The organism is Streptococcus sp. 27098_8_134 (genome assembly GCF_041431675.1).
Classification (GTDB): domain Bacteria; phylum Bacillota; class Bacilli; order Lactobacillales; family Streptococcaceae; genus Streptococcus; species Streptococcus sanguinis_R.
Genome location: NZ_JAPVYD010000003.1, coordinates 351,152 through 374,522, shown reverse-complemented (window position 1 = coordinate 374,522; position 23,371 = coordinate 351,152). Strand labels below are relative to the sequence as shown.

25 protein-coding genes and 2 tRNA genes are annotated in these 23,371 nt (G+C 42.1%); 1 reads left to right on the top strand and 26 read right to left on the bottom strand.

Features of this window, described 5'->3' with window-relative positions; genetic code table 11:
- Position 1: 1 nt before the first annotated feature.
- The 8 genes from O3620_RS09205 to O3620_RS09170 form a co-directional block, all read right to left on the bottom strand.
- The gene (locus O3620_RS09205; RefSeq protein ID WP_002902406.1) at positions 2-736 is read right to left on the bottom strand and encodes an ABC transporter permease; all 735 of its coding nucleotides are present in this window, start codon (positions 734-736) and stop codon (positions 2-4) included.
- A gap of 10 nt (positions 737-746) precedes the next feature.
- On the bottom strand, positions 747-1,622 hold the full coding sequence (locus tag O3620_RS09200) for an ABC transporter ATP-binding protein (protein WP_002902403.1): 876 nt from the start codon (positions 1,620-1,622) through the stop codon (positions 747-749).
- Positions 1,623-2,041: 419 nt separating this feature from the next.
- Complete coding sequence (locus O3620_RS09195) at positions 2,042-2,644, bottom strand: SP0191 family lipoprotein (protein WP_002920168.1); 603 nt, start codon at positions 2,642-2,644, stop codon at positions 2,042-2,044.
- 110 nt (positions 2,645-2,754) lie between these two features.
- Positions 2,755-4,419, bottom strand: a complete 1,665-nt coding sequence (locus O3620_RS09190; protein WP_002902400.1) for a DAK2 domain-containing protein — start codon at positions 4,417-4,419, stop codon at positions 2,755-2,757.
- 2 nt (positions 4,420-4,421) lie between these two features.
- The gene (locus tag O3620_RS09185; RefSeq protein WP_002893676.1) at positions 4,422-4,787 is read right to left on the bottom strand and encodes an Asp23/Gls24 family envelope stress response protein; all 366 of its coding nucleotides are present in this window, start codon (positions 4,785-4,787) and stop codon (positions 4,422-4,424) included.
- A 141-nt stretch (positions 4,788-4,928) separates the two neighbouring features.
- Positions 4,929-5,117, bottom strand: coding sequence for a 50S ribosomal protein L28 (gene rpmB, locus O3620_RS09180; protein WP_001140948.1), 189 nt, complete (start codon positions 5,115-5,117; stop codon positions 4,929-4,931).
- 126 nt (positions 5,118-5,243) lie between these two features.
- The gene (locus O3620_RS09175; protein ID WP_002905297.1) at positions 5,244-5,906 is read right to left on the bottom strand and encodes a hypothetical protein; all 663 of its coding nucleotides are present in this window, start codon (positions 5,904-5,906) and stop codon (positions 5,244-5,246) included.
- A gap of 5 nt (positions 5,907-5,911) precedes the next feature.
- Entirely contained in the window at positions 5,912-6,358 is a 447-nt protein-coding gene (locus tag O3620_RS09170; protein ID WP_023917202.1) for a LytTR family DNA-binding domain-containing protein, read from the bottom strand.
- 272 nt (positions 6,359-6,630) lie between these two features.
- Here O3620_RS09170 and O3620_RS09165 point away from each other — a divergent pair, with 272 nt between their 5' ends.
- Positions 6,631-6,894: a SemiSWEET family transporter gene (locus tag O3620_RS09165; protein ID WP_002902394.1), complete on the top strand. Its 264-nt coding sequence runs from the start codon at positions 6,631-6,633 to the stop codon at positions 6,892-6,894.
- A 52-nt stretch (positions 6,895-6,946) separates the two neighbouring features.
- Here the strand turns inward: O3620_RS09165 and O3620_RS09160 are convergent.
- The 18 genes from O3620_RS09160 to truA form a co-directional block, all read right to left on the bottom strand.
- A tRNA-Thr gene (locus tag O3620_RS09160) sits at positions 6,947-7,019 on the bottom strand.
- Between the two features lie 51 nt (positions 7,020-7,070).
- Positions 7,071-7,529, bottom strand: coding sequence for a GNAT family N-acetyltransferase (locus O3620_RS09155; RefSeq protein ID WP_002902392.1), 459 nt, complete (start codon positions 7,527-7,529; stop codon positions 7,071-7,073).
- Positions 7,530-7,579: 50 nt separating this feature from the next.
- Complete coding sequence (locus tag O3620_RS09150; protein ID WP_371601669.1) at positions 7,580-8,365, bottom strand: ABC transporter permease; 786 nt, start codon at positions 8,363-8,365, stop codon at positions 7,580-7,582.
- A gap of 1 nt (position 8,366) precedes the next feature.
- Complete coding sequence (locus tag O3620_RS09145) at positions 8,367-9,185, bottom strand: ABC-2 family transporter protein (protein ID WP_002913971.1); 819 nt, start codon at positions 9,183-9,185, stop codon at positions 8,367-8,369.
- 1 nt (position 9,186) lies between these two features.
- Entirely contained in the window at positions 9,187-10,179 is a 993-nt protein-coding gene (locus O3620_RS09140; RefSeq protein WP_049553360.1) for an ATP-binding cassette domain-containing protein, read from the bottom strand.
- Positions 10,180-10,397: 218 nt separating this feature from the next.
- Complete coding sequence (locus O3620_RS09135) at positions 10,398-11,315, bottom strand: metal ABC transporter solute-binding protein, Zn/Mn family (RefSeq protein WP_002917712.1); 918 nt, start codon at positions 11,313-11,315, stop codon at positions 10,398-10,400.
- Between the two features lie 20 nt (positions 11,316-11,335).
- A complete protein-coding gene (locus tag O3620_RS09130) occupies positions 11,336-13,768 on the bottom strand; it encodes a pneumococcal-type histidine triad protein (RefSeq protein ID WP_371601668.1) in 2,433 nt (810 codons plus the stop codon).
- Between the two features lie 319 nt (positions 13,769-14,087).
- Complete coding sequence (locus tag O3620_RS09125; RefSeq protein ID WP_002893690.1) at positions 14,088-14,969, bottom strand: class II fructose-bisphosphate aldolase; 882 nt, start codon at positions 14,967-14,969, stop codon at positions 14,088-14,090.
- 177 nt (positions 14,970-15,146) lie between these two features.
- Positions 15,147-15,232 (bottom strand) — tRNA-Leu (locus O3620_RS09120).
- Positions 15,233-15,376: 144 nt separating this feature from the next.
- Positions 15,377-15,787, bottom strand: a complete 411-nt coding sequence (locus tag O3620_RS09115; RefSeq protein WP_002913977.1) for a GyrI-like domain-containing protein — start codon at positions 15,785-15,787, stop codon at positions 15,377-15,379.
- 70 nt (positions 15,788-15,857) lie between these two features.
- Entirely contained in the window at positions 15,858-17,471 is a 1,614-nt protein-coding gene (locus O3620_RS09110; RefSeq protein WP_371601667.1) for a CTP synthase, read from the bottom strand.
- Between the two features lie 197 nt (positions 17,472-17,668).
- Positions 17,669-18,355 (bottom strand): B3/4 domain-containing protein, encoded by a 687-nt coding sequence (locus tag O3620_RS09105; protein WP_002920186.1) that lies wholly within the window; start codon positions 18,353-18,355, stop codon positions 17,669-17,671.
- Positions 18,356-18,475: 120 nt separating this feature from the next.
- A complete protein-coding gene (gene rpoE / locus O3620_RS09100; protein WP_002898937.1) occupies positions 18,476-19,066 on the bottom strand; it encodes a DNA-directed RNA polymerase subunit delta in 591 nt (196 codons plus the stop codon).
- 185 nt (positions 19,067-19,251) lie between these two features.
- Positions 19,252-20,535, bottom strand: coding sequence for a trigger factor (tig, locus tag O3620_RS09095; RefSeq protein ID WP_002920187.1), 1,284 nt, complete (start codon positions 20,533-20,535; stop codon positions 19,252-19,254).
- Positions 20,536-20,614: 79 nt separating this feature from the next.
- Entirely contained in the window at positions 20,615-21,178 is a 564-nt protein-coding gene (locus O3620_RS09090) for a TIGR01440 family protein (protein WP_002920188.1), read from the bottom strand.
- A 12-nt stretch (positions 21,179-21,190) separates the two neighbouring features.
- On the bottom strand, positions 21,191-21,673 hold the full coding sequence (locus O3620_RS09085; RefSeq protein ID WP_371601666.1) for an ECF transporter S component: 483 nt from the start codon (positions 21,671-21,673) through the stop codon (positions 21,191-21,193).
- Entirely contained in the window at positions 21,654-22,424 is a 771-nt protein-coding gene (locus tag O3620_RS09080; protein WP_371601665.1) for a bifunctional hydroxymethylpyrimidine kinase/phosphomethylpyrimidine kinase, read from the bottom strand. Before O3620_RS09080 ends, O3620_RS09085 begins: the two co-directional genes overlap by 20 nt.
- On the bottom strand, positions 22,414-23,163 hold the full coding sequence (gene truA, locus O3620_RS09075; protein WP_371601664.1) for a tRNA pseudouridine(38-40) synthase TruA: 750 nt from the start codon (positions 23,161-23,163) through the stop codon (positions 22,414-22,416). Before truA ends, O3620_RS09080 begins: the two co-directional genes overlap by 11 nt.
- Positions 23,164-23,371: the final 208 nt, after the last annotated feature.

Below are 23,371 nucleotides of genomic sequence, written 5' to 3'. Positions count from 1 at the left end.
TTTATTTTACCTCAATTCGCTTTTTGAGTTGTAGTACAAGAATGCTGACCAAAACCGTATAAATCAGAACAATCAAAGCGGCCTTGCCATTAAACTGATGGTGTTCTAGATAAGAAGACACAACCTGCATCAGTTGATAACTTGGCGTCAACTTACCGATTGGCTGGAGCCATTTTGGGAACATGGTCAGAGGGAACCATAGACCGCCCAGAACAGCCAGTGCCATATAGACGATATTGCCCACTACAGACATGAGCTGAGCACTTGGCAAGAGGCTGACCAATACACCCATGGCAATAAAGACCACACTTCCTACCAGAAGGATCACGGCAATAAGAAGCCAGTCTACCATTGGCAGATTAACCCCGCGAACAAAATGCCCAATCGAGAAGACTACGATGATAGAAAGCATAAAAGTCAACAGCGTACTGCAAAGTTTTGATATATAATATTTTACCATAGAAATCGGCGAGTGCTGAATCATTTTTTGCCAGTTATTATTTTTATCAGACTGCAAAGTGCTTGGAATGCTAAAGAAGGCACTAGACATGATACTAAAAAGAGTCATAGAGAAGAGGTAGCCTCGAAGCACACGCTCAGGCGTATCACTCCCAGACATCATTCCTGAGAAAATCAGGTAAAAGACGCTGGGCAGACCAATAGACAAGAGATAATAAGCAGCCTGCCGCTTCATTAAAATCAACTCAATCTTCATAAGACTTGCCATATTTTTCATGATTACTCTCCTATTCTTGTGTCGTTTCAAAAATACTATCCAAGAGGGTACGGTTACGTACTTCAATCTCTTCGATTGTACAGCCGTTTTCCTGAAGAACCTGCCAGACTTGACCAGCTTCTCTAGTAGCAAAAGATAAAGCCTTTTGCTTGATTTCTATATCAGTCACATTATCCAGCTTTTCCAGCACAGACTGATAAGTCAGCGGCAAGGTAAAGTGTTTTTCCTGCTCCTCACTGCGCATGGCATAAGGCGTCGTGTCCCGAATCAACTCGCCCTTGTGCAGCACCAAAATCCGATCTGCCGTATGCTCGACTTCTTCGATATAGTGCGAAGAATAAACGATGGTCACTCCCTGCTGCTTGAGCTGATTAACAATTGCCCAGAAATGCTGACGAGTAGAGGTGTCCATAGCAGAAGTCGGTTCGTCCAAGAATAGAATCTTAGGACGGCCAATCAGACTCAGAACAAAAGAGAAGAGACGCTTTTGTCCACCAGACAGCTTGCTGGCCAACTGATTCTTTTGCTTGTCTGTAAATTGCAGCAAGTCATCAACTTCTTGATTGGACAAACTATTTGGATAAATAGCTTGGAAGAACGTCAAGAGTTCCTTGACCTTCAAATCCTCCACCACTGTATTTTCCTGTGGTAAAATCGCTACCGACTGCTTGAGATGATTGTCAGTCGGCTTTAGTCCCTGAATCCTTGCTTCACCTGCTGTCAGAAACTTATCGCCCAGCAAACAATCCATGAGAGTCGTTTTACCTGCTCCGTTGGGACCAATCAAGGCCACACAGTCACCTTGGGAGATTCCAAACGAAATATCCTTTAAAATCTCCTTACCATGAATGCTTTTAGAAAGCTTCTTTACTTCAATCAGTTCCATTTTACTCCTCCTTTGATTCAATAAAGCGCATGTGCATCTTTCCTTTATTTTTCCAAAGCCGGAAGAATAATAAAGACCAAATGCTTTTTGAATTCTTACAGCAATCTTTTATCATTTTGTTAACTATATTATAAGGCAAAGAAATTTTTCCTACTAGTTGATTTTGTCACCGACTGACATGACAAATGTCACTATTCCACTTTTTGAACCCAAAGCTAGCAAATATTGGAATAATCTATTTATATCCCTTCTGCATGAAGACACAAAAAAAGCCGGCCCCCTCATTGAGAGGAACCGACTAGTTGTAGGTCTGTTGCAATTCAGATAGAAACTGAACTTAAAGTAACTTAATCTAAAAATTTTTTCATTAAACTAGCTACTCAATCTTGTATGACGAGGCGACCAACGCTTTTTAAACTTTAGCTCTGTCCCTCTTCTTTAAGACCATTGAGCTTCAGACTCAGAATGAACATCTCAGGTGTAATATCCTTAATGTCCTTCAGTCCAAAACCTTGGAAGAAACTGTTCTTTTCCACTTCTTCGACATTGACCTTTTGCAAATCAATTTCAATCAAGGTCTGCAATTTCTTCTCTGCTGTAACTGAATAATCAATATTAACACCTTCCAGACTCTTAGCTGCTACATAGTTTGAATCAGACTGCATTCCTTCACGAATGATAGTCGTCATTTCCTCTGGAGTCAAAGTAGCTGATGCCGCACTAGCTTCTTCTGGCAGGGAAGTGAGCAATTCCATCCGAAGATTCAGGATTTTCTTGCCCTGATAGGTAATTGTATCACGATGATGGATTTCTTCAATGTCTCCAACCAAGGTTTTAGAGACAATCTCTGTACTTTCAGAAGAAGAACTGGATGACTTGCTAGAGCTAGAGCTAGATTTAGTCCGCCTAGAAGAAGGAGCTGATTCAGAAGAATGTCTAGGACGATGCTTGCTGAAGCTAGGAAGCACGCAGCCCGTCAAGAGCACCGAAGCAGAAATAACAAGAATGAAAAATTTTTTCATAGTTCACCTTTTTTTACTTTTTATTTGTTACAGTATAACATAATACCAGTTTCTTGTCTAAGTATTTTCTATAAAATAATAAAAGACAACCTTTCGATTGCCTTTTTATGCTATTCAACACTAAAAATATATGGATAAACCGGCTGACTGCCCTGATGAATTTCTACTTCGACATCCTCGAATTGTTCCATCAAATCTTGAGCAAGACTGCTAGCCAACTCTTCGCTGCCGTCTTCACCGATATAGATAGAGACAATCTCGCTGTCTTCATTGAGCATCTTGCTGAACGTTTCTTTCAAAGCCGTCAGCATATCTGGATTAGAAACAACAATCTTACCATCCACCATACCGAGGTTGTCATTTTCATGAATTTCCAAGCCATCAATCGTCGTATCACGAACCGCAGTCGTCACGCTGCCGCTGACTACTTCTGCCAAGGCTGCAGTCATACGCTCTTGGTTTTCCTCGATAGTCTTGCCGCCATCAAAAGCTAGGAGACTGGTCAAGCCTTGAGGGATCGTGCGAGTCTCAATAACAGCTGCAGGCTGTTCAATCACTTCTGCTGCTGATTGGGCTGCCATGAAGATGTTTTTATTATTTGGCAAGATAATAATATTACGAGCATTGACTTGCTCCACAGCTTTGATAAAGTCTTCCGTTGATGGGTTCATAGTTTGCCCGCCAGAGATGATGTAGTCAACTCCTTGAGCCTTAAAGATTTCAGCCAGACCATCACCAGCCACTACAGCAATAATCGCAAACTCTTTTTCTTGAGCCGGCTTAGCTGAGCGCTCTTCCTTTTCAACCTGGGCTTCGTGTTGGTTGCGCATATTGTCAACCTTGACCTTGACCAAACTACCGTACTTGAGACCTTCCTGCATAACCAATCCTGGATCTTCAGTATGGACATGGACTTTGACGATTTCATCATCGTTGACTACCAACAGGGAATCTCCCAAATCGTTTAGGTAGTTGCGGAACTCATCATAATCAAAATCTTTTACATAGGTTGGTCCTGTCTTAAGGGCCACCATGATTTCAGTACAATAGCCGAAAGTGATGTCTTCTGTCGCAACATGGCCAGCTACAGACTTATGATGCTCAGCATTAATCATCTCAGACATGGTCGCAGGTGTCGCCACGAAGTCCTCGGAAGCAATATATTCGCCTGTAAGAGCAGACAGGAAGCCTTCGTAGATAAAGACCAACCCTTGACCGCCAGAGTCCACAACACCGACTTCTTTCAGAACCGGCAGCATATCCGGTGTCTTAGCCAAAGCAGCCTTTGCTCCTTCAAGAGCTGCTTTCATAACTTCTACAGCATCATTAGTGACTTCAGCTTTCTTCTTGGCTCCGATAGCCGCACCGCGGGAAACAGTCAAAATCGTTCCCTCAACCGGCTTCATAACTGCCTTGTAAGCCACTTCTACACCAGACTGAAAGGCCAGAGCTAGATCTTCACCAGTCAGCTCTTCATGCTCTTTCACACTTTGAGAAAAACCGCGGAAAAGCTGGGAAGTGATAACTCCTGAGTTACCACGCGCGCCCATCAAAAGGCCTTTCGCAAAGATACCCGCCGCTTCGCCAACTGTTGAAGCAGACTTATCTGACACTTCCTTGGCACCATTTTCAATGGTCATGCCCATGTTGGTCCCTGTATCGCCATCTGGAACCGGGAAGACATTCAAAGAGTTTACATATTCAGCCTGTTTATTTAAGCGAGTAGATGCCGCCTGCACCATTTCTTGAAATAAACTAGTAGTAATATTTGCCACGATTATTCTCCTACGACTTTAATATTTTGGATATAAACATTCACTGCATGGGCAGTAATTCCGAGCTTGTTTTCCAAACTGAATTTAACACGCTCTTGGATGTTTTTGGAAACTTCGCTGATTTTGACTCCATAGCTTAACACAGTGTAGACATCAACTGCGATATCACCTTCATCAGTCGCTTTCACAACCACGCCCTTAGCATAGTTTTCTTTTCCTAAAAGGGCTTGAAAATTATCCTTGATTGCATTTTTGCTGGCCATGCCAACTACACCAAAAATTTCAGTCGCTGCACCGCCGACGATTGTCGCAATCACATCATCAGTCAGCTCAATTTGACCATCTTTTGTATTAATTTTCACAGTCATAATTTGTACCTCAAAAGTATTTTATAGTTTATTCTACCATATTTTATACAGGGTGTAAAAGAGGAAGGGTCTAAATCAACTGTCTAGGCGGAAATTTACAAGCAAAAAAGGACGGAAAATTTCCATCCTTTTAAATAAAAATTAAACGCGTTCAACTTTACCTGATTTAAGGGCACGAGCTGAAGCCCAAACTTTTTTAGGTTTACCGTCAATCAAAACAGTAACTTTTTGAAGATTTGGTTTAACAGCGCGTTTTGTTTGGTTCATCGCGTGAGAGCGGTTGTTTCCTGATACAGTCTTACGACCAGTAAAGTAACATACTTTAGCCATTATCGTGTTTCCTCCTATTAGATCTAATATTACGGATGTGCTAGCACCACATACCTTCCTATATTACCAAAAAACTTGACGTTTGACAAGTACATTTGTCCAAAGTTTCGAAATTAATCCGTTTTCCTAAACATAGCTAATCTTCAAAGAACCGAAAGCTACGTTGCCTTTGACATAGAGAGTTTTTCTCTTTTCATTGACATTGCGGGGATTGTAGACAGAGCCAAAGGCATTATCTACATCCAGCTCTACACGCCAGTCGCTGGGCACATAAAGCATCACACTGCCAAAAGACAGATCCACTTCAAAAGTTGCTGAGTCCCCTTCGATAGTCGCATTATCAAAATAAACCGATGCACTGCCAAAAGCACAGTCTAACTTTTCATAGGTGAAGTTATCTGAGTTGATATAGCGCGTGCCGCTGCCAAAAGCAATATCATCTTTTGAGGAAGAAGAGGCAGTTGAGAAGATACGCCCCTTAAAAATGCGCCGGGGCTTGAAAATCATATTGAGACCGATGCAAGCCAGAATACCACCCAAAACCAAGGTTCCTGTTGAAATAGCTAAAAAGTGGTAAACGGCATTGGCAATAATCAGCGCAATAACTGCCATGATCAGCCCAGTGCCAAAGTCTCTTTCTAAGAAATTTTCCAAGGCGAAATAGGCAAACATTGCAACTACTAGCATGGGCCAAATATTAAAATTGAAGGCAGGAATCCCAAAATTCCCCTGCAGCAGAACCCAAGCTGCCAAGACTAAAAAGCCGATTCCAAAAATTGTTTTTTTCATGAAAATTACCTCGTTTCGTTTAACTTTTCTTTTAAAATTTGATAGTAGTGTCGGGAAACGTGCACTTGTTTATGTGTGTCATAAAATTGGATAGTACTGGTTCCCGAAAATGATTTATCCAAAGCGTAAATAGCCTTGGCATTGGCAATAGTAGACTTTGAAATGCGACAGAAATATGCCGGAAGTCTCTCTTCTAATTCGTATAGCTTCAATTTGACTTCATAAGCATCATCCCTGCTATGAGCATAAATTTTGGTAGCATCCGTTTCAAAAAATAAAATATTCTTCAAATCGACAAAATATTCACTTGTATCCTTATAGAAAGCTATCGGTTGACGGTTGGCTTGTTCAAGAGCTGCTTGAATCCGAGCCACCTCTTCACCATATTGAGCCGTTCGGATAACGACTTCAGTTTCTGCCATATCTGTATCAAGCTCAATCCTAATCTTCATAGCCACTCCTTTCCTTGCTTCTGACTTCATTATAACAATTTTCAAAAAAGAAACAAGGCATTTTCAGTAAGTGGTTATTTTTGATAACTAAGTGGTAGCTTACCCTTCTCAAAAAATGTTAAGCAAATTTGATTTCTCATCCTAGACTCTCCAATAGATTCGTTTAGTATAAAAGCACGACTTACACATATTGAATATCTGTCTTATTTTATGATCAAACAAATTTGAAAACTTTTTTCCTTCTGATATAATAGTACCTCAGGAGGTACTATATGTCTAAACAAAAAATTAATCGCTTTGTCGGATCTATTGGAGCTTTTATTGGGATTCTTGTCTTTATTGCATATATTCCACAAATTATCGCTAACTTGCAAGGAGAAAAAGCTCAACCATTCCAACCACTATTCGCAGCAGTTTCTTGTTTAATTTGGGTAATCTATGGTTGGACCAAAGAACCTAAAAAAGACTGGATCCTTATCATTCCCAATGCGGCAGGAGTGATATTAGGCGGTCTAACTTTTCTTACTTCTTTATAAGAATTAGATAAACAAAACCAGCAACCCATGAAAAAGTTGCTGGTTTTCTTTCTGCCGATTGCAGGGATCGAACCTGTGACCTACGCGTTACGAGTGCGTTGCTCTACCAACTGAGCTAAATCGGCGTCTTTTCCCCTTTATTTTAGCATCTTGAGTTTTTTTGTCAAGTTAGAATTTCACAATTTCTTAACCCAAATCAAACAAGGGTTGCTTTTATCCCAAAGTTCAGGAAAAATTTCTAACTTTTTAAAGCCCTGAGCCTGATAAAAAGCGTTAGTTCTGTCATAGGTAGGATAATAACCTGGTGCTACCGTTTTTACTTGCAGATAGGATGCTTTTTGACGAGCAGATTTTTCTAAAACTTCTAGAAGTTGACTACCAATTCCCGCTCTATGATAGAATTTCTTAACAGCTAAGCAGTCAATCTCTGCACAATCTTCACTAGAATAAGATAAGCTTACAAAGCCAGCCAATTTACTCTCCTGATAAGCAACCCAAACTTGTAAATCCCTAGCTCCTTCAATGTAAGCTTGTGTACTTTCAGGTATTCCAAACCATTCTGGTAGATCCTTTAAAACTTCACTGACTGCTATCATCTTTTGTTTTTCTTCCTTCACTTCTTCAATCGCTACCATCTTTAAATCCTTTCATGTTTTAAGCTTTAGGACTAAACATATTTTCCATCTTACGAACCCGCACTTTCGTAGGCATCCAATCCCCTATCCCAGAGTTTGAGCGAAATGAAAAAGAAAACAAGGGAAATCAGAATCAAACCACCAATGTTAAAGAGCCCATTTTTGTCCTGCAAGAAATAGCTAGCAGGATAGTAGGCTGTAAAAGCAAAAGGAACGATAAAACTAATCAACCAACGAAGGAGCGAATTGTAAATGGAAATCGGGTACTTGGCAAAATCATTAAACATATAGAAAATGTAAATCATAGCACCTGACTGCTTGGTCCAAAAAGCGATACTGGCTGTCGCGATTTTCAAAGAAGTATAAATCAGGGTCGCAAAAGGAATGCAGACTAGGAAAAGCAAGAACTTGGGAATAGTCCAAGTAATGCTAGAGAACGTTGTCGCTAGTAAAATTCCACCGACCAAGAGCTCACCCAAGGCATCAATCTGAAAAGTCTCGACTAGGATGTGAAAGAGAGGATTGATAGGACGAGTCAGATACTTGTCAAACTCTCCCTTTCTCACCAATCGTTGCCCCAGTGCCCAGAGATTGTCAAAAAAGAGATGGTCCAGTCCCTTGGGAATCAAGGAAAAACCATAGATAAAGGCAATCTCTTGAAAGGTCCAGCCTTCTAGCGAGGGGATGTGTTGAAAGATGACATTGAGAAACAAGAGGTTCAAGCCTTGGGTCAGGAAAACACCTAAAATACCAACCACAAAATCAACCTTATATTCCATGATTTGCTTGATGTATTGTCTGATAAAAATCAGATGCATGCGCTGATATTTTTTCATACTAACCTCCTTGAATGGTGATGAAAGACTGGACTCTTTTCCAAATCAACTGAGACAAGCCAACCATCACTAAAAGCCAAAACAACTGCAGGAAAAGAGCCTGAAGAATCTGACTGGTATCGTATTTCCCAACAAGGATCATGACTGGAGTGTAAATCAAGGACGAAAAAGGCAAAAAGGACAGAATATCTGAAACTACCTTGGGAAAGAAAGCCAAAGGAATCAAACTCCCCGACATAAAGGCAATCAGAGAATTCTTGAGCAGATTAGAGCCCCATAGATTTTTAAAAACAAAAGCTGAAAATCCAAAGCAGATATTAAAGAAAAAGTTAATCAGATAGGCTAGGGTTAAGCTAAAAAGATATAGTGCAGTTAAACCCAACACTTCTACAATGCCTTGCCCAGATAAGATTTTCATCAGAAAAATAACACTTAAAAATGGAAGTCCAACGCTGACAAAAATTAACCACTTGGAACCAAGCTCGGTGAAGAGATAAGAGGCCGCAAAGTGCACCGGTCTCAGCAAGCGCATGATAATGGATCCGTCCTTGACCTCCTCTCCAATCATAAAGGAAGAATCCGACTTGGTCAAAAGGTTAGTCACAAAACTCATGATGATGTAGAGGGTGATATCTGCCATACTGAAGCCCTGAATCAAAGACTCTTGCGACGAATCGAAGACTGCCTTCCAGAGATAAAAGGCCACAAAAGCTCCCATGACATCGCCAAGCCGATAGAGAAGAAAATTGACTCGATAGGTAATCAACTCCTGAATCCCTGCATTGATAAAGGGTTTATAACGTCTCCACAATTTGACCATCTTAGAGCTCCTTTCGGTAGAAGCGACGGATAATATCCTCAATATCCGTATCCACCATCTTCAAATCGCGAATCTCAAAATCAGACAAGGTTTGCTTGATAATATCAGCTGACTGGTAGCGGGAACTATCGTATTGAATGTTGAGGCTATTTCCTTGTCTATCAATGGTCATATCAGGCAAGCCTTCAAACTGAGAGACGAGATGACTTTGGCCTGGCACCAGTTCAAAAGAAAGAGTCTTCATCTTTCCAAAGGTCTCTTTAAGCTGGCTCACCGTTCCATCAAAAATCTCCTGCCCCTTGTCAATCATAAAAATTCGATCACAGAGTTGCTCAATATCACTCAAATCGTGAGTAGTCAATAGAATGGTTGTTTCTTCTTCCTGATTGATCTGGGTAATGGCCCGGCGAATGTTATCCTTGACCGAAACATCCAAACCAATGGTCGGCTCATCTAAAAAGAGAACCTTAGGATTATGGAGCAAGGAAGCAGCAATGTCCGCACGCATCCGTTGACCCAGTGAAAGAGTCCGCACGGGGTCTTTGATAAATTCCTTCAAATCCAAGACTTCATTCAAAAAGTCCATGCGCTTATGGAAAAGTGAGTCTGGCACATCATAAATCTCCTTTAAGACCGTGTAGGTCTCTTGCAGAGCCAAATCCCACCACAGCTGGGTTCTTTGTCCAAAGACAACTCCAATGTCCTTGACATAATCTTGACGATTGTCCTGCGGAATTTTACCGTTAATCCGACACAAACCAGAAGTGGGCTTCAAAATCCCGGTCAGCATTTTAATGGTTGTCGACTTCCCAGCACCATTAGCCCCGATAAAGCCTAAAATCTGTCCCTTAGGAACCTCAAAGGTCAAATCCTTGACCGCCTCAAAGGTCTGCTTTTCAGGATGAATAAAGGAGCGCAAAGCCCCCTTCAAGCCTGGTTCCTTAACCGTCTTCACAAAATTTTTCTGAAGATGCTCTACTTCTATCATTGCCATACGTTTCTCAATATCCTATCATTCATTCATCTTACAAACCATTTCCCTACCAAACTCAGGAAAATAGAATCTTATCTCCTCACTATACTACCACTTTTACTTCCAAACTAACATAGGAAATTCAAAAATAATTATCATATTTTATCACACACCAAAAAACCCACCCTTACGGGCAGGTTTCTGTTTTGTAGTCTTCAGCTAGATTATGCTTTACCTTCTCATTTCAATTCTTTAGCCAAGATACTCATGTTTTCTTCTAGATTCTCTAGGTAGTTTTTATCATTTTGAGGATCGGCTTCTAAAGGATTGAGAGTTTTCAGTCTGACTCCCGTTGACTTGACGAGCGTTTCTGCCACTTTCGACGATGCATTGCTTTCGGTAAAAATCGTTTTAACTTTATAGGTTTTCACAAATTCTTGAATTTCAGTAAGCTGCCTTGCATTTGGCTCTTGTTCAGGAGAAACCCCTGCAATACCTAGCTGCTGCAAACCAAACCGCTTTGCTAAATACGAGAACGCAGTATGTTGAGTGACGAAAGTCTTTTGCTTAGCCTTATCAAAGATTGGCTGGTATTTTTGGGTCAATTCTTGAGCTTTAGTAATGAAATTCTTAGCATTTTTTTGATATATTTCCTTGTGTTCTTTATCGAGTTCAGACAGCTTATCTGCAATAATCTGTGCTTCTTCACCAGCTTTTTCAGGATCTAGCCAGGTATGAGGATCGTAGAGAGTTTTTTCATCAATTCCTTGGCCAGCTTCCACATCTTCCAAACCCGGTACACGTTCCAGGGGCATTCCTTCGGAAGCTTCAAGTACTTTCACCTTAGATTTTTGCAAATTTGGATCTAGGCTCCCCGCCCATGACTCTAAGGTATGTGAATGATAGACAAAAACATCCGCATCATAGATAGCCGCTATATCATTAGCTGATGGTTCAAATGAATGGATCCCTGTACTAGATTGAATCATGCGAACATCATTCAAATCACCAGATACTTCTTTAACCATGGCATAAACCGGATAAAAACTGGTCACAATCTTCAAACCTTTAGCTTGTTGTTCTTCTTTCTGAGTACACGCTCCCAGCATCAGAGCTAGTATACTCAGCATTAGTAATACTGCAGTTCTTTTTTTCATACAATACTCCTTCACCTCAGCTAATCAGTTACTTCTGTACTTGACACAGAAGCTGAAGAAGCAGATTGCAGCAAGGATAGCAATTTTTCTGCTTCTGCCATGATGCCATTATTATCCATAGTCCCTAAATTAAGATTATTTCGCAATCCTGTTAAGGTCTCAGTTGCATTGGATTTCAAACTTGGATCCGTCGTCTTTTCAAGTAAGTCTTCCGCCTCTTGCAACTTAGCTTCTACTTTAGCAGTTTCAACTTGAGGTACTTCTGGCTCAGTTGGTGTTTCCTCTTCAACTTCTTCTTGAGGTTTCTCTGGGCTAACAGCATCCTCCTTGTCATCTTTTTTACCTAAAACATGATCACTTGCATTCCCCCATCCATCGCTAGACTGTGGTCGCTCATCTGGATGTTCAACATAATACTTGATAGTTGCAAATAAATCCTCTAATGTATAGCCATTAGGAGCTCGGTAAGTCTTATCATCGAACCAAGCAAATTTGATGTTGTGGTAGTGATCCTTATGAGGGATAATCAGATTACCATTTTTTACTTCTACAGTATGCTCAACATTGTAAGGCAGACGAACGAGCGGTATCCGTTTCTCTCCTTGAACACGTTCGTAGATAGCAGCCGCACTTTCTCCACTTGGATTGGCTTTGGAATCATCTGTTGGTGCAGGTGGAAGCAGACCTTTTTCTTTAGTATACGCCTGAGCAGCTGCTTTTTCTTTAGCTGAAAGACTATCTTTTCCTATCCAGTGACTGTGTCCCATATGAGGGGTTACATAAGCATCTCCTTCGTCGCTGATAATATCCCGGGCATCAAAGATATATCCATCAGATGTCGTATATTTGTCAGCCAGCTGGGCTACTCGAACTTCGGTTTCAGTATACTCAATCTGTGAATTTGCTTTGCCGAGACGTTCTGGATGATTGATAGGCGCAAGAAATGCTAATAAGTCATCAATTAATTGCACCTTATCACTTGTCTCATCATTCAAACGCTTCACTAAATCATCCAAGGCTTGAAAATCTGACAAACGTCCCTTATTTTCTAGCAATTGCTGATGGGCCTGAGTCAGAAGACCATATACCTTATCATAAAACTCTTGATCTTTCGGTTCAACTGATTCTTTCTTAGCTTGCAGGACATGAGGTATGCTTTTCTGCTTCGCCAATTTATTTTCAATCGCTGTAATAATCTCTTTAGGCAAGTCTTTAGCTAAAAGATAGCGGGACACTCCTTTATCCTCTAGCACATAACCGTCAGCTATTTTCCTAACGACCTGCTGGATTAAATCCTTATCCAATGAATCCGCATGTTCCAAATTTAACTTTGGAGGAAGAATCGGTTTTAAAGCTGGTTGAGATGGAGTTAGTATCGGAGTTGGTATAGGTCTATAAGGTGTCAATCCTAACATAGGTTTATTAGGCTGACTTATAAGAGGAATTGTCCGAGCAAGCTTTTCTTCCAATGCCGACATTTGTGTATAAGGAATAAAGTGATAATGATTACCATGCGGCACTGCTACTCCATTTTGTGTTCGACTAGTAATTTGTGCTGGATCAAAGATCAAGCCATCTGATTCAACATGACGCTGACTAAGTGGAAGATTATAAAGTTGCTGAAGGAGACCCTTAACATCTTCTCCTTGACTCGGTTGATAGTTGTTTGAAATTTGAGTAAAAGTAGGTTGTGTCTGTATCCAGCCACTGCTTCCATTATTATACGAACGGCTGACTACAGTACTAGCTACTTTTCCTCTACCTGATAGGTAAGCTTGAGCTGCAGCTAGCTCACTAGGCGACAAATCACTCTTTGGGATATAGTGAAAATGATCACCATGAGGTACAATATACGCATCTCCCGTATCCTCAATAATGTCTGAAGCATTAAAAACATAGCCATCATCTGTTGTATAACGGCCTTGAGCTCTAGCTGTTGCTACTTCATTGCTTATTTTCGTAACATTATGACCATGTTCCTGCTTTTGACGATTAATCTCTTCCTTACTGCGAATATTATCCGCGCGAGCTATATCTTTCAGATAAACATAATATTGGCCATTAACCTTGATAACATATCCACCCTTGACTTCATTGACAATATCCTCAGTCCTAAGTTGATAGTTGGGATCTTTCATCAAAAGATCTTCGCTGAAAATAGCATCATATGGAACTTTCCCATTATAATAATGATAGTGATCACCATGAGAAGTAACATAACCCTGATCAGTAATCTTGATAACAATCTGCTCCGCGTTAATCCCTTCTTTTTTGCTTACTTCGTCAGGCGTTAACTCCTCAGACTTTTGAACAGCTTGCTTACCATCAATATAGCTAACACGATTGGATTTTTTAATCGAACTGTTTGCCTGATAATAACCTAACTGATGAGCAAAAAGACCCACAATAGCAATGACAACAATTCCTATTAAGTATTTCTTATTTTTTTCCATTGAATATCACTTTCTTTTTTGATTACATAGAATTCGCTAAAACCTATCACAATTTACAATTAACTCATAATATACCCCCAAAGAAATCATCTAAATATTTTTTTCTATAAAATATAGCAGAAACTCAATTTTTAACAACTTATTAAATTCTTTAACTAGTTAATTAACTGGTTAATATTTTACTCCTCATCATCTAGTCTGTCAAGATTTTTTTATTAGATTGTAAGAAAAATATTATTTATTCTTTACTTGTCCAATTATCATAATACAAAAAACCCACCCTTACGGGCAGGTTTCTATTTTGTATGGTTAAGCTAGATTAAGCTTTACCTTCTGAACCGAATACGTCGATACGTTCTTCAACTGATGCTTGGATAGCTTTTACACCATCAGCCAAGAATTTACGTGGGTCGAAGAGTTTCTTCTTGTCGTATTCTGCTTCGTTTGCTTCGTAGTCACGAGCAAATTTACGAGTTGCGTTAGCGAATGCGATTTGGCATTCAGTGTTAACGTTAACTTTGGCAACACCAAGTTTAATAGCTGCTTGGATTTGGTCATCAGGAATACCTGAACCACCGTGCAATACGATTGGGAAGCCTGGAAGAGCTTCTGTCAATTTCTTCAAGTGGTCAAGGTCAAGACCTTCCCAGTTTGCTGGGTATGGACCGTGGATGTTACCGATACCAGCTGCCAAGAAGTCGATTCCAGTTTCAACCATTGCTTTAGCGTCTTCGATTGGAGCCAATTCACCTTTACCGATGATACCGTCTTCTTCACCACCGATAGTACCAACTTCAGCTTCTACTGAGATACCTTTAGCGTGTGCTTTTTCAACAACATCTTTAGCCAATTTAAGGTTTTCTTCTACTGGAAGGTGTGAACCATCAAACATGATAGAAGTGTAACCAACTTCGATACACTCAAGTGCATCTTCGTAGTGACCATGGTCCAAGTGAATCGCAACTGGTACAGTGATGCCCATTGATTCTACAAGGTTAGCGATCAAGTTACGAGCAACTTTGTAGCCACCCATGTATTTAGCAGCACCCATTGAAGTTTGGATAAGCACTGGTGCTTTCTTAGCTTCTGCCGCACGCAGGATAGCTTGAGTCCACTCAAGGTTGTTTGTGTTGAATCCACCAACTGCGTAACCATTGTCACGAGCTGCTTGGACAAATTTTTCTGCTGAAACGATTGCCATTCTTATCAGGCCTCCTCTTATTTTTTGTGGTTAAACCACTTACATTGTTTATTTTATCACTTTTTCACTAAAATTGCTAGTTTTTCCTGAAATTTTAAAGAATTACAGGGAGACACTCAGCCTCTTTAAGCGTCTCTAGTGGAAAAAGAAAAAGCTGACCAAAGCCAGCTTACTTGATGCGGAGAGAGGGACTTGAACCCTCACGACCTAAAGCGGTCACAGGATCCTTAGTCCTGCGCGTCTGCCAATTCCGCCATCCCCGCGATTGAGTACCTTACTAGTATAACAGGACAGCTAAGGCTTGTCAAGAAAATTTTTGACTTTATTTCAAAAAATCAACTTTCTACTCAATCAGCAAATTTAGGAAATCTAAGCGAAAATGAAGCTAAGGAAGGAACACCGAAAACTCAAGGTTGCTGAGTCGCAATAAAGACAGCCACCGTTTGGTCGGGATCGTATTTTTCAAAGTCAATAGTGTAGTCCCGATGAAGCTCACCTGTTTCTTCTGCCTGCCAAATCCTCTGCCAAGCATGAAGAATCGCTTGCGTATCTTCCTTATCCGCTTCAAATACTTGATAGGTCTGCTCGGATGTATCAAAATCATAGACGTCCCCATCTGTCAAACGACAGATAGAGAGGCTGTAGTCTCCTTTGTAATCACTAGCATAGTCATGATAGACAGCATAAACCGGTTCCCCTTGGGCAAAAGCTTCTTTCACCGCTTCCTCTTGTTCCTGCCAGAGAGCCTGGATTTTTTCTATACAATGCTCATCTTGAAAATTATTAGTACGAATACTAGCTAAAATGTTTAGAAACATCTTCTTCCCTCCTTTTGTTTTTTATTATAACATTTCTCTAAAAAAGTCGCTTAGGTCAGACAAAGCAAGTCTATCTATCCGAGCTCTTTTCTACCGCTGCTGTGACAAAGGCTGTATAAAGACCTTCAGGTCGGTTCGGTCGGCTAGAAAGCTCTGGGTGATACTGACAGGCTACGAAGAATTTATTTTCTGGGATTTCCACTATTTCGACCAAGCGATTGTCTGGTGAAACTCCTGAAAATACAAATCCAGCTGCCTCAAACTGCTCGCGGAAAGCATTGTTAAACTCATAACGATGACGGTGACGGCGCTGCACGACTTCTTGATAGTCGTAAGCCGCTGCTGCCTTAGAGCCACTCTTAAGTTTAGAAGGATAGAGCCCCAATCTCAGCGTTCCACCCAAGTCTTCGACATCAATCTGATCACGCATGAGGTCAATAATCGGATACGGTGTGTCTGGATTGAGCTCCGCTGAGTTGGCATCCGCCAATCCTAGGACATGACGGGCGAATTCGACACAGGTTAACTGCATGCCCAAACAAATCCCCAACATAGGCACATCCTGCTCACGCGCATAGCGGATTGCCTGAATCTTCCCCTCAGTTCCTCTCTGACCAAAGCCGCCCGGAACAATAATCCCATCCGCACTTCCAAGAAGCTCTGCTGCATTTTCAGCAGTTACCTGATTCGCATCGATCCAGTTAATCTTAACTTCCGCATCATTGGCATAGCCGGCATGCTTGAGCGCTTCGACAACTGAAATATAGGCATCTGGCAACTCGACATACTTGCCGACCAGAGCAATTCGGACCTGACTTTTCAGATTCATCACTTTTTCTACCATAGCTGACCACTCTGTCATATCTGCCGCCGGCGTATCCAGCTTCAGATGGTCACAGACGATCTGGTCCATCTTTTGCGCCTGCAAATTGAGAGGAATTTGGTAGAGATGCTCCACATCTAGTGACTCAATGACCGCCTCAGGCGCTACATCGCAGAATTGAGCCAGTTTATTTTTGATGTTTTGCCCAGCTGGCTCTTCTGTGCGGATGACCAGCATATTAGGCTGAATCCCCAGACCGCGCAACTCTTTGACAGAATGCTGAGTCGGTTTGGTCTTCATTTCTCCAGCTGCCTTGAGGTAGGGAAGAAGGGTCGTATGGATATACATGACATTATCTGCTCCGACATCCGCCTTCATCTGGCGCAGAGCTTCTAAGAAAGGAAGAGACTCGATGTCCCCTACTGTACCTCCGACCTCGGTAATAATTACATCCGAGTCCGTCGTCCGTGCAGCCCGCTTGATCTTGTCCTTGAGAGCATCCGTAATATGCGGAATGACTTGGACCGTTGCCCCCAGATACTCGCCTTTACGCTCCTTGCGCAGGACTTCGCTATAGATTTTACCAGTGGTAACATTGGAGTATTTATTGAGATTGATGTCAATAAAACGCTCATAATGCCCCAGATCCAGATCCGTCTCGGCTCCATCATCTGTGACAAACACTTCCCCATGCTGGTAAGGGCTCATGGTCCCCGGATCAATGTTGATATATGGGTCAAACTTCTGAAGCGTAACCTTGAGGCCTCGATTCTTCAAAAGCCGGCCCAAGCTAGCTGCCACAATCCCTTTTCCGATAGAAGAAACCACACCGCCGGTGACAAAAATATATTTAGTTGACATACGTGCTCCTTTTCATAAAACAATTCGTTCCAGCAGCATCGCAGTTGCTGGAACCTTATATAGAGGAGGATTTCCCATAATCTGTCTGAAAAAGAAAAATAGCTCCCTGAAAACAGGAAGCTCTGACCTCTAAAAGAGGTGCCCGAACAGTATAATATCGCAAACCTAAAAAATTGTCAAATGATTTCATTCGGTTTTCATCCATTTTCACCAATACTGATGACATGTGTTTCGAATTCTACATCGGGCATGGACTCCGCTAAATCGCGTCGGATTCGCTCCAAGGCTTCCAGACGCATTTCGACAGAGGTATTGGCATTCCCCTGAATGATGAAAATAGCATCCTTGGTCTCTTCATCAAACTTATAATACTCGCTGTCACGAACATCCAGCCAAGCCAAAATGCCTTTGGCATCCCGATAAACATAGTCTGTCTCGGCAACATGCTTCTCCTTGGACAAAATAGGCAGAAAAACATCTTCCTTTTGGCTTACGGTGAATTCTATCTGACCTTCAATCTTATCAAAATCATGCCCACCAATAGCCAGTAGAGAATGCAGGGCTTCGACATTATAAATATCAATAATGCTATTAATATGAGGGAGCGAGCCTCGGTGCTGGATATTGCGAATCAGAGCGGGAACCGTCGGAGGATTTTTCTTGACACTGCGACCTACGCGCTGGAGTATTTCTACATAACCTTGAACCACCGGCGACTCAAGCACCTCATCCAAGTCGCAGGCCAGAGCCCAGTCTTCCATTTCCTTTTTCTTTTTTAGAAATGAGGAAGACAGTTCTGCATGAGGATTGACATTCTTGGCAATCCCGATAACAACACTCTTAATACCTAAATCACCCAGACTCTTATCAATGACAAATTTCATAGCAGCCTTCCTCCATCTTTTCTTTATTAAATTTTATTAGTATTCTACACCTTCCGAACTTATATTTCAAGGAATATTAAAAGAAACAAAGGATTTCGTCCCTTGCTTCTTTTGGTTGTTCTATTCTTCCTCTTCGGTCTCCGTGTCTTCGTCAGAGTAGTCGTCATCTTCTTCGTTGAGTTCGACTTCTTCACCTAGATCATCTGGAGCGATTTCGTTGATTTCAGCATCGTAAGCTTCCACTTCATTCTTCTCATCGTCTGGATTTTCCTCATCGTATGAGAGAGCTGGATCTGCTTCGTAGCCGTCCTCATCTTCTGGATCGTCATCGCTGTAGTCAATGGCATCCTCGTCGCCATCCATAAAGGCATTGACGCGTTTCTTCTTACGTTTCTTAGGTGCGTCGTCCTCATCAGTCTCTTCCAAAGCAATGATTTCTTCATCCACTTCGTCGATAGCATACCATGAACGCAGGCCCCATTTATTATCCCCCAGCGGAATAAAGCTGCCGTCTACATTGAGTTCTGTGTAGAATAAAGGCAGAGCATCACGAATCTCGCTGTTTGATTTTTCCAGATAGTTTTGAATTTCATTGACCAGATCATTAAAATACATCTCATGGTCGCGGCCGCGGGCTTCCAAAATGGCACGCGCCACTTCAATCATAGAAAGCTCACTTTTTTCCTGTCCAGCAAATACTTCTAATTCCAAAGTTTATCTCCTTTAAGATTAAGTAAAGGCTTGTCGCCCTCTTGCAATTTTTCGCTACTTTCTATTGTACGATAAATTTCTATTTTCGTCAAAAGAAAATCCGGGAAAAATCACGGAACAAGTACAAAAAGAAACTAGTGCATCTGTACACTAGTTTCAAATAATCTCATTTTGAATGATGAAGCTTATTTCACTTTTGCAGTGCTTGTAATCACTTCAACAGCTTTCTTGATAGCAATGTCGTGTTTCAGCATGTCTTCTGACAGCAATTGACGAACACGTTCTACTTCCATGTTGTAGTCTGTAGCCAATGAAGTTACTTCTGCTTCGATTTCTTCTCCGCTAGCTTCAAAACCTTCTGCCTTAGCAACAGCTTCTACGACAAGGTTTGTCTTAGTACGTGACTCAGCATCTGCTTCGTATTGCTTGTGCAGGTCTTCCTGACTAGTACCAGTGATTTGGAAGTACATGTCAGGTGAGATACCTTGGCGTTGCATATTGCCCAAGAATTCATTAACAGCGCGGTGTACTTCTTCGTGGACCATTTCTGCTGGCAAGTCAACGATTTCAGCGTTTGCTACTGCTTGATCAATAGCTGCTGCTTCTACTGCATCGTTATAAGCTGTTTCCTTAGCTTCTGCCAATTCTTTGCGGTACTTTTCTTTCAGCTCGTCAAGAGTTTCCACCTCTTCGTCGATATCTTTTGCAAGCTCATCGTCCAATGCTGGAACTTCTTTTTCTTTAACTTCGTGAATAGTTGTCACAAATTTAGCTTCCTTGCCCGCCAAGTCTTCTGCTTGGTAGTCTTCTGGGAAGGTTACGACAACGTCCACTGTTTCACCTGCACTGTGGCCAACCAACTGCTCTTCAAATCCTGGGATGAATTGACCGCTGCCAAGTCCAAGTGAGAAGTTATCGCCCTTGCCGCCGTCAAATTCAACGCCGTCAACAGATCCAACAAAGTCAATCACAACTGTATCACCGTCAGCTGCTGGACCTTCTTTGAGAACCAACTCAGCCAAGTTGTTGCGCTCACGCTCAATGCGCTCATCTACTTCAGCGTCAGTCACTTCTTTGCTAGCTTCAACAGTCACTTCCAAATCTTTGTAAGCACCCAGCTTAACTTCTGGCTTAGTGACTACTTCAGCTTTGATGACCCAGTCTTGACCTTTTTCCATAGACTCGACATCAAACTGAGGCTGAGCAACTACTTCGATACCTGCTTCTTTGACAGCCGCTTCGTATGCTTCTGGAAGAAGAGCGTTCAAAGCATCTTGGTAGAGGGCTTCTTCACCAAAACGTTGGTTGAAGATAGCACGTGGAAGGCGACCTTTACGGAAACCTGGTACAGCAATATCTTTTTTTACTGAGTTAAATACACGGTCCAAGGCAGGCTTGATTTTCTCTTGACTGATGCTAAAAGTCAAAAGACCGCGATTTGTTTCTTTGTTTTCAAATGATACAGACATTCTGTCATTTCTCCTTAAAATTTATTGAATACAACCCATTATAGCATAATTAGAGTTTTTTTCAAAATTATTTTTCCTTTTATCCCTTCCTGATTTTATCCTCTATATAGGCCGCTCTGGCACCGCCAATCAGCTTGGGACGGCTGGCTAAAGCCGTGACATGGGCAGCTCCCAACTTCTTGAGAATCGGTCGGATAGGAATCTGCACGTGCTTGACATGCATGCCGATAGCAGTATCGCCAATGTCCAGACCCGCCTGAGCGACAATAAACTCCACCTCAACAGGATCCTTCATGTATTGGAAAGCTGCTAGCTGACCGCTGCCACCTGCATGAAGAGTAGGCAGAACATTGACCATCTCCAAATCCTTCTTGTTCGCCAAAGCTCTTTCGATTACGAGGGCGCGATTGAGATGTTCACATCCCTGAACTGCTAGAAAGATACCCTTTTCTTCTAAGATATCCAGTATGGCTTTGACAATAACCTGTCCGACTTCCAGACTGGAATTCTGACCGATATGGCCTCCGACAACCTCACTAGAGGATAGACCCAGAACAAAAATATCTCCCTCGACCAAGGCAGCCTTGTCCAAAACATCTAGAAGAATTTGACGAGTTTCCGCTCCAATCTTAGCTAAGTCCATGTCTCACCTCGTTTATTTCACTGTGACTGTCTTTTTCAAACTCTCTGGGAAGGCTTTGTAGAGGGCAAAACCGACTGCTAAACCAAATGCATTCTGCATAAAATTACTTGAGATTTCGGCTAGGGCAGCCCCGACACCATTCATGATACTACCAAAGAGGGCATAGCCACCGACCATAGCTGCTGCGGCCAAGACCAGCCCAAGGTAGCGTTTCTTGCCCTCAAAGCCAGCAAAGAAGCCTTGAAGTCCGTGGCAAATCAGACTGAAAATCATCCACTGGGGATAGCCAGCTACCATATCAATCAAAAAGCCTGAAAGGCCTCCAACAATAGCCGCTTCCTTGCGGCCAAAGTAGAAGGCTGTAAAATAAATCCCTGCATCCAGCAGTGTCAAAAATCCTGTCGGAGTTGGGATTTTTAAAAAATTCCCCAAAACCACTGATAGAGCTGTGATGAAAGCTAAGATAACTAATTTTTTAACTTGAGTATTTCTCATACTGAACTACCCCATATTGATCTGAGCGCTGAATCGCTCGGTAAACAAAATCTTTAGAAATTTGAACTGCTGCAAGCGGAGACTTGCCTAGAAGCAGCTGACTGGCAATGCTGGAAGCAAATGTGCAACCCGCTCCGGTATTGTTGCTGGCCAGCACTAGTGATTCCATGACCTCAAAATCGCGTCCGTCATAGTAAACATCCACCGCTCGCTCCTTACTTAAGCGATTGCCGCCCTTAATCACCACATGCTTAGCTCCCAAATCATAGAGCTCCTTGGCTGCAGCCCGCATATCCTCCAGAGTTTTGATTTCTTTTTGGGTCAATAGCTGAGCTTCTGCCAGATTTGGCGTGATGATGCTGACATAAGGGAAAAACTTGATGATTTCTTCTCTAAGTGCACTGACTTCCAAGTCATGATTTTCCTTGCAGACCAGAACAGGATCCAGAACTACTGGTATATCCGCATGCTGCCTGACAAAAGCCAATGCCTGCTCTGCTATTTCCAGATTGGGTAAAAGTCCTATCTTAATAGCAGAAAAAGGAACATCTTTGAGACTGGCTAACTGCTGGGCAAAAACCTCTTCCTCAACTGGAATGACCTCAAATCCCTTATCAGTCATGGCTGTCAGGCAAGTCACAGCTACGAATCCATGCAGACCATTGACCGTGTAGGTAGCCAAATCAGCGTGCAGTCCGCCGCCGCTGAAAATATCATTGCCCGAAAGGGCTAAAATCAACTTATTCTTCATAACGAATCTCCTTTAGATAGAGGCCGTTTGGACCGGCTGTTGGTCCTGCCAGATGGCGATCTTTCTCCGCTAAAATCCTCTGAATCTGCTCTACCAGCATGCGCTTATTGCCAATCTTGAGCAGGGTACCGACCATATTACGGATCTGCTTGTAGAGAAAGCCATTGCCCGAAAAAGTAAAGACTAGAAAATTCCGCTCTGCATCATAGCGGACCTTGGCCTCGGTAATGGTCCGAACCTTGTCTTCCACACTGGTCCCCGAAGCCGTAAATCCAGTAAAATCATGCGTCCCCTCTAACTGAGCAATCGCTTCTTCTATCAGACCCAGCTCCAAAGGATATGGATAATGCGTGGCATAATGGCGCATCATAGGATTTTTGGGCCGGCCGATATCCACCAAAAATTCATAGGTCTTGCTGTGCTTATTGTAGCGAGAATGAAAATCATCCGACACCTGCTCCACCCTTATAAAATCAATATCTTCCGGCGTCTGTGTATCCAAAGCAAAACGCAATTTCTCTTCATCCCGCTCTTCTGGTAAATCAAAATGCAGCACCTGGCCCAGAGCATGGACGCCGCTGTCGGTTCGGCCCGCTCCATGAATCACCACAGGCTGGCCTTTATTGATACGGGTCAGGGTCTTTTCAATCTCTTCCTGAACGCTTCTGGCATGGGGCTGTCGCTGAAAACCAGCAAAGCCATAGCCATCATAGGAAATAATCGCTTTATAACGTGTCATGTGTTTATTTTAGCAGGAAAAAAAGCCCCCAGCAAGCCCTAAAAGCAGGAACTGTCTGGGGACAGATTTTTCTGAAAAATATCGTTTAAGAATCAGGTTTTTTTCTGTTCCGGCTTGCCATCATGCAACAAAACAACCCATCTGAATCAGACTGTCAGTGATGACACAAACAGAGTAAATTCAAATGGGGTATTTATGACATCTTCTA

What these genes read in the sequence shown, in the direction of transcription:
- O3620_RS09205 (WP_002902406.1), bottom strand. Translation starts at nt 736, where the DNA reads ATGAAAAATATGGCAAGTCTTATGAAGATTGAGTTGATTTTAATGAAG.
- O3620_RS09200 (WP_002902403.1), bottom strand. Translation starts at nt 1,622, where the DNA reads ATGGAACTGATTGAAGTAAAGAAGCTTTCTAAAAGCATTCATGGTAAG.
- O3620_RS09195 (WP_002920168.1), bottom strand. Translation starts at nt 2,644, where the DNA reads ATGAAAAAATTTTTCATTCTTGTTATTTCTGCTTCGGTGCTCTTGACG.
- O3620_RS09185 (WP_002893676.1), bottom strand. Translation starts at nt 4,787, where the DNA reads ATGACTGTGAAAATTAATACAAAAGATGGTCAAATTGAGCTGACTGAT.
- rpmB (WP_001140948.1), bottom strand. Translation starts at nt 5,117, where the DNA reads ATGGCTAAAGTATGTTACTTTACTGGTCGTAAGACTGTATCAGGAAAC.
- O3620_RS09175 (WP_002905297.1), bottom strand. Translation starts at nt 5,906, where the DNA reads ATGAAAAAAACAATTTTTGGAATCGGCTTTTTAGTCTTGGCAGCTTGG.
- O3620_RS09170 (WP_023917202.1), bottom strand. Translation starts at nt 6,358, where the DNA reads ATGAAGATTAGGATTGAGCTTGATACAGATATGGCAGAAACTGAAGTC.
- O3620_RS09165 (WP_002902394.1), top strand. Translation starts at nt 6,631, where the DNA reads ATGTCTAAACAAAAAATTAATCGCTTTGTCGGATCTATTGGAGCTTTT.
- O3620_RS09155 (WP_002902392.1), bottom strand. Translation starts at nt 7,529, where the DNA reads ATGGTAGCGATTGAAGAAGTGAAGGAAGAAAAACAAAAGATGATAGCA.
- O3620_RS09150 (WP_371601669.1), bottom strand. Translation starts at nt 8,365, where the DNA reads ATGAAAAAATATCAGCGCATGCATCTGATTTTTATCAGACAATACATC.
- O3620_RS09145 (WP_002913971.1), bottom strand. Translation starts at nt 9,185, where the DNA reads ATGGTCAAATTGTGGAGACGTTATAAACCCTTTATCAATGCAGGGATT.
- O3620_RS09140 (WP_049553360.1), bottom strand. Translation starts at nt 10,179, where the DNA reads ATGGCAATGATAGAAGTAGAGCATCTTCAGAAAAATTTTGTGAAGACG.
- O3620_RS09135 (WP_002917712.1), bottom strand. Translation starts at nt 11,315, where the DNA reads ATGAAAAAAAGAACTGCAGTATTACTAATGCTGAGTATACTAGCTCTG.
- O3620_RS09130 (WP_371601668.1), bottom strand. Translation starts at nt 13,768, where the DNA reads ATGGAAAAAAATAAGAAATACTTAATAGGAATTGTTGTCATTGCTATT.
- O3620_RS09125 (WP_002893690.1), bottom strand. Translation starts at nt 14,969, where the DNA reads ATGGCAATCGTTTCAGCAGAAAAATTTGTCCAAGCAGCTCGTGACAAT.
- O3620_RS09115 (WP_002913977.1), bottom strand. Translation starts at nt 15,787, where the DNA reads ATGTTTCTAAACATTTTAGCTAGTATTCGTACTAATAATTTTCAAGAT.
- O3620_RS09110 (WP_371601667.1), bottom strand. Translation starts at nt 17,471, where the DNA reads ATGTCAACTAAATATATTTTTGTCACCGGCGGTGTGGTTTCTTCTATC.
- O3620_RS09105 (WP_002920186.1), bottom strand. Translation starts at nt 18,355, where the DNA reads ATGAAATTTGTCATTGATAAGAGTCTGGGTGATTTAGGTATTAAGAGT.
- tig (WP_002920187.1), bottom strand. Translation starts at nt 20,535, where the DNA reads ATGTCTGTATCATTTGAAAACAAAGAAACAAATCGCGGTCTTTTGACT.
- O3620_RS09090 (WP_002920188.1), bottom strand. Translation starts at nt 21,178, where the DNA reads ATGGACTTAGCTAAGATTGGAGCGGAAACTCGTCAAATTCTTCTAGAT.
- O3620_RS09085 (WP_371601666.1), bottom strand. Translation starts at nt 21,673, where the DNA reads ATGAGAAATACTCAAGTTAAAAAATTAGTTATCTTAGCTTTCATCACA.
- O3620_RS09080 (WP_371601665.1), bottom strand. Translation starts at nt 22,424, where the DNA reads ATGAAGAATAAGTTGATTTTAGCCCTTTCGGGCAATGATATTTTCAGC.
- truA (WP_371601664.1), bottom strand. Translation starts at nt 23,163, where the DNA reads ATGACACGTTATAAAGCGATTATTTCCTATGATGGCTATGGCTTTGCT.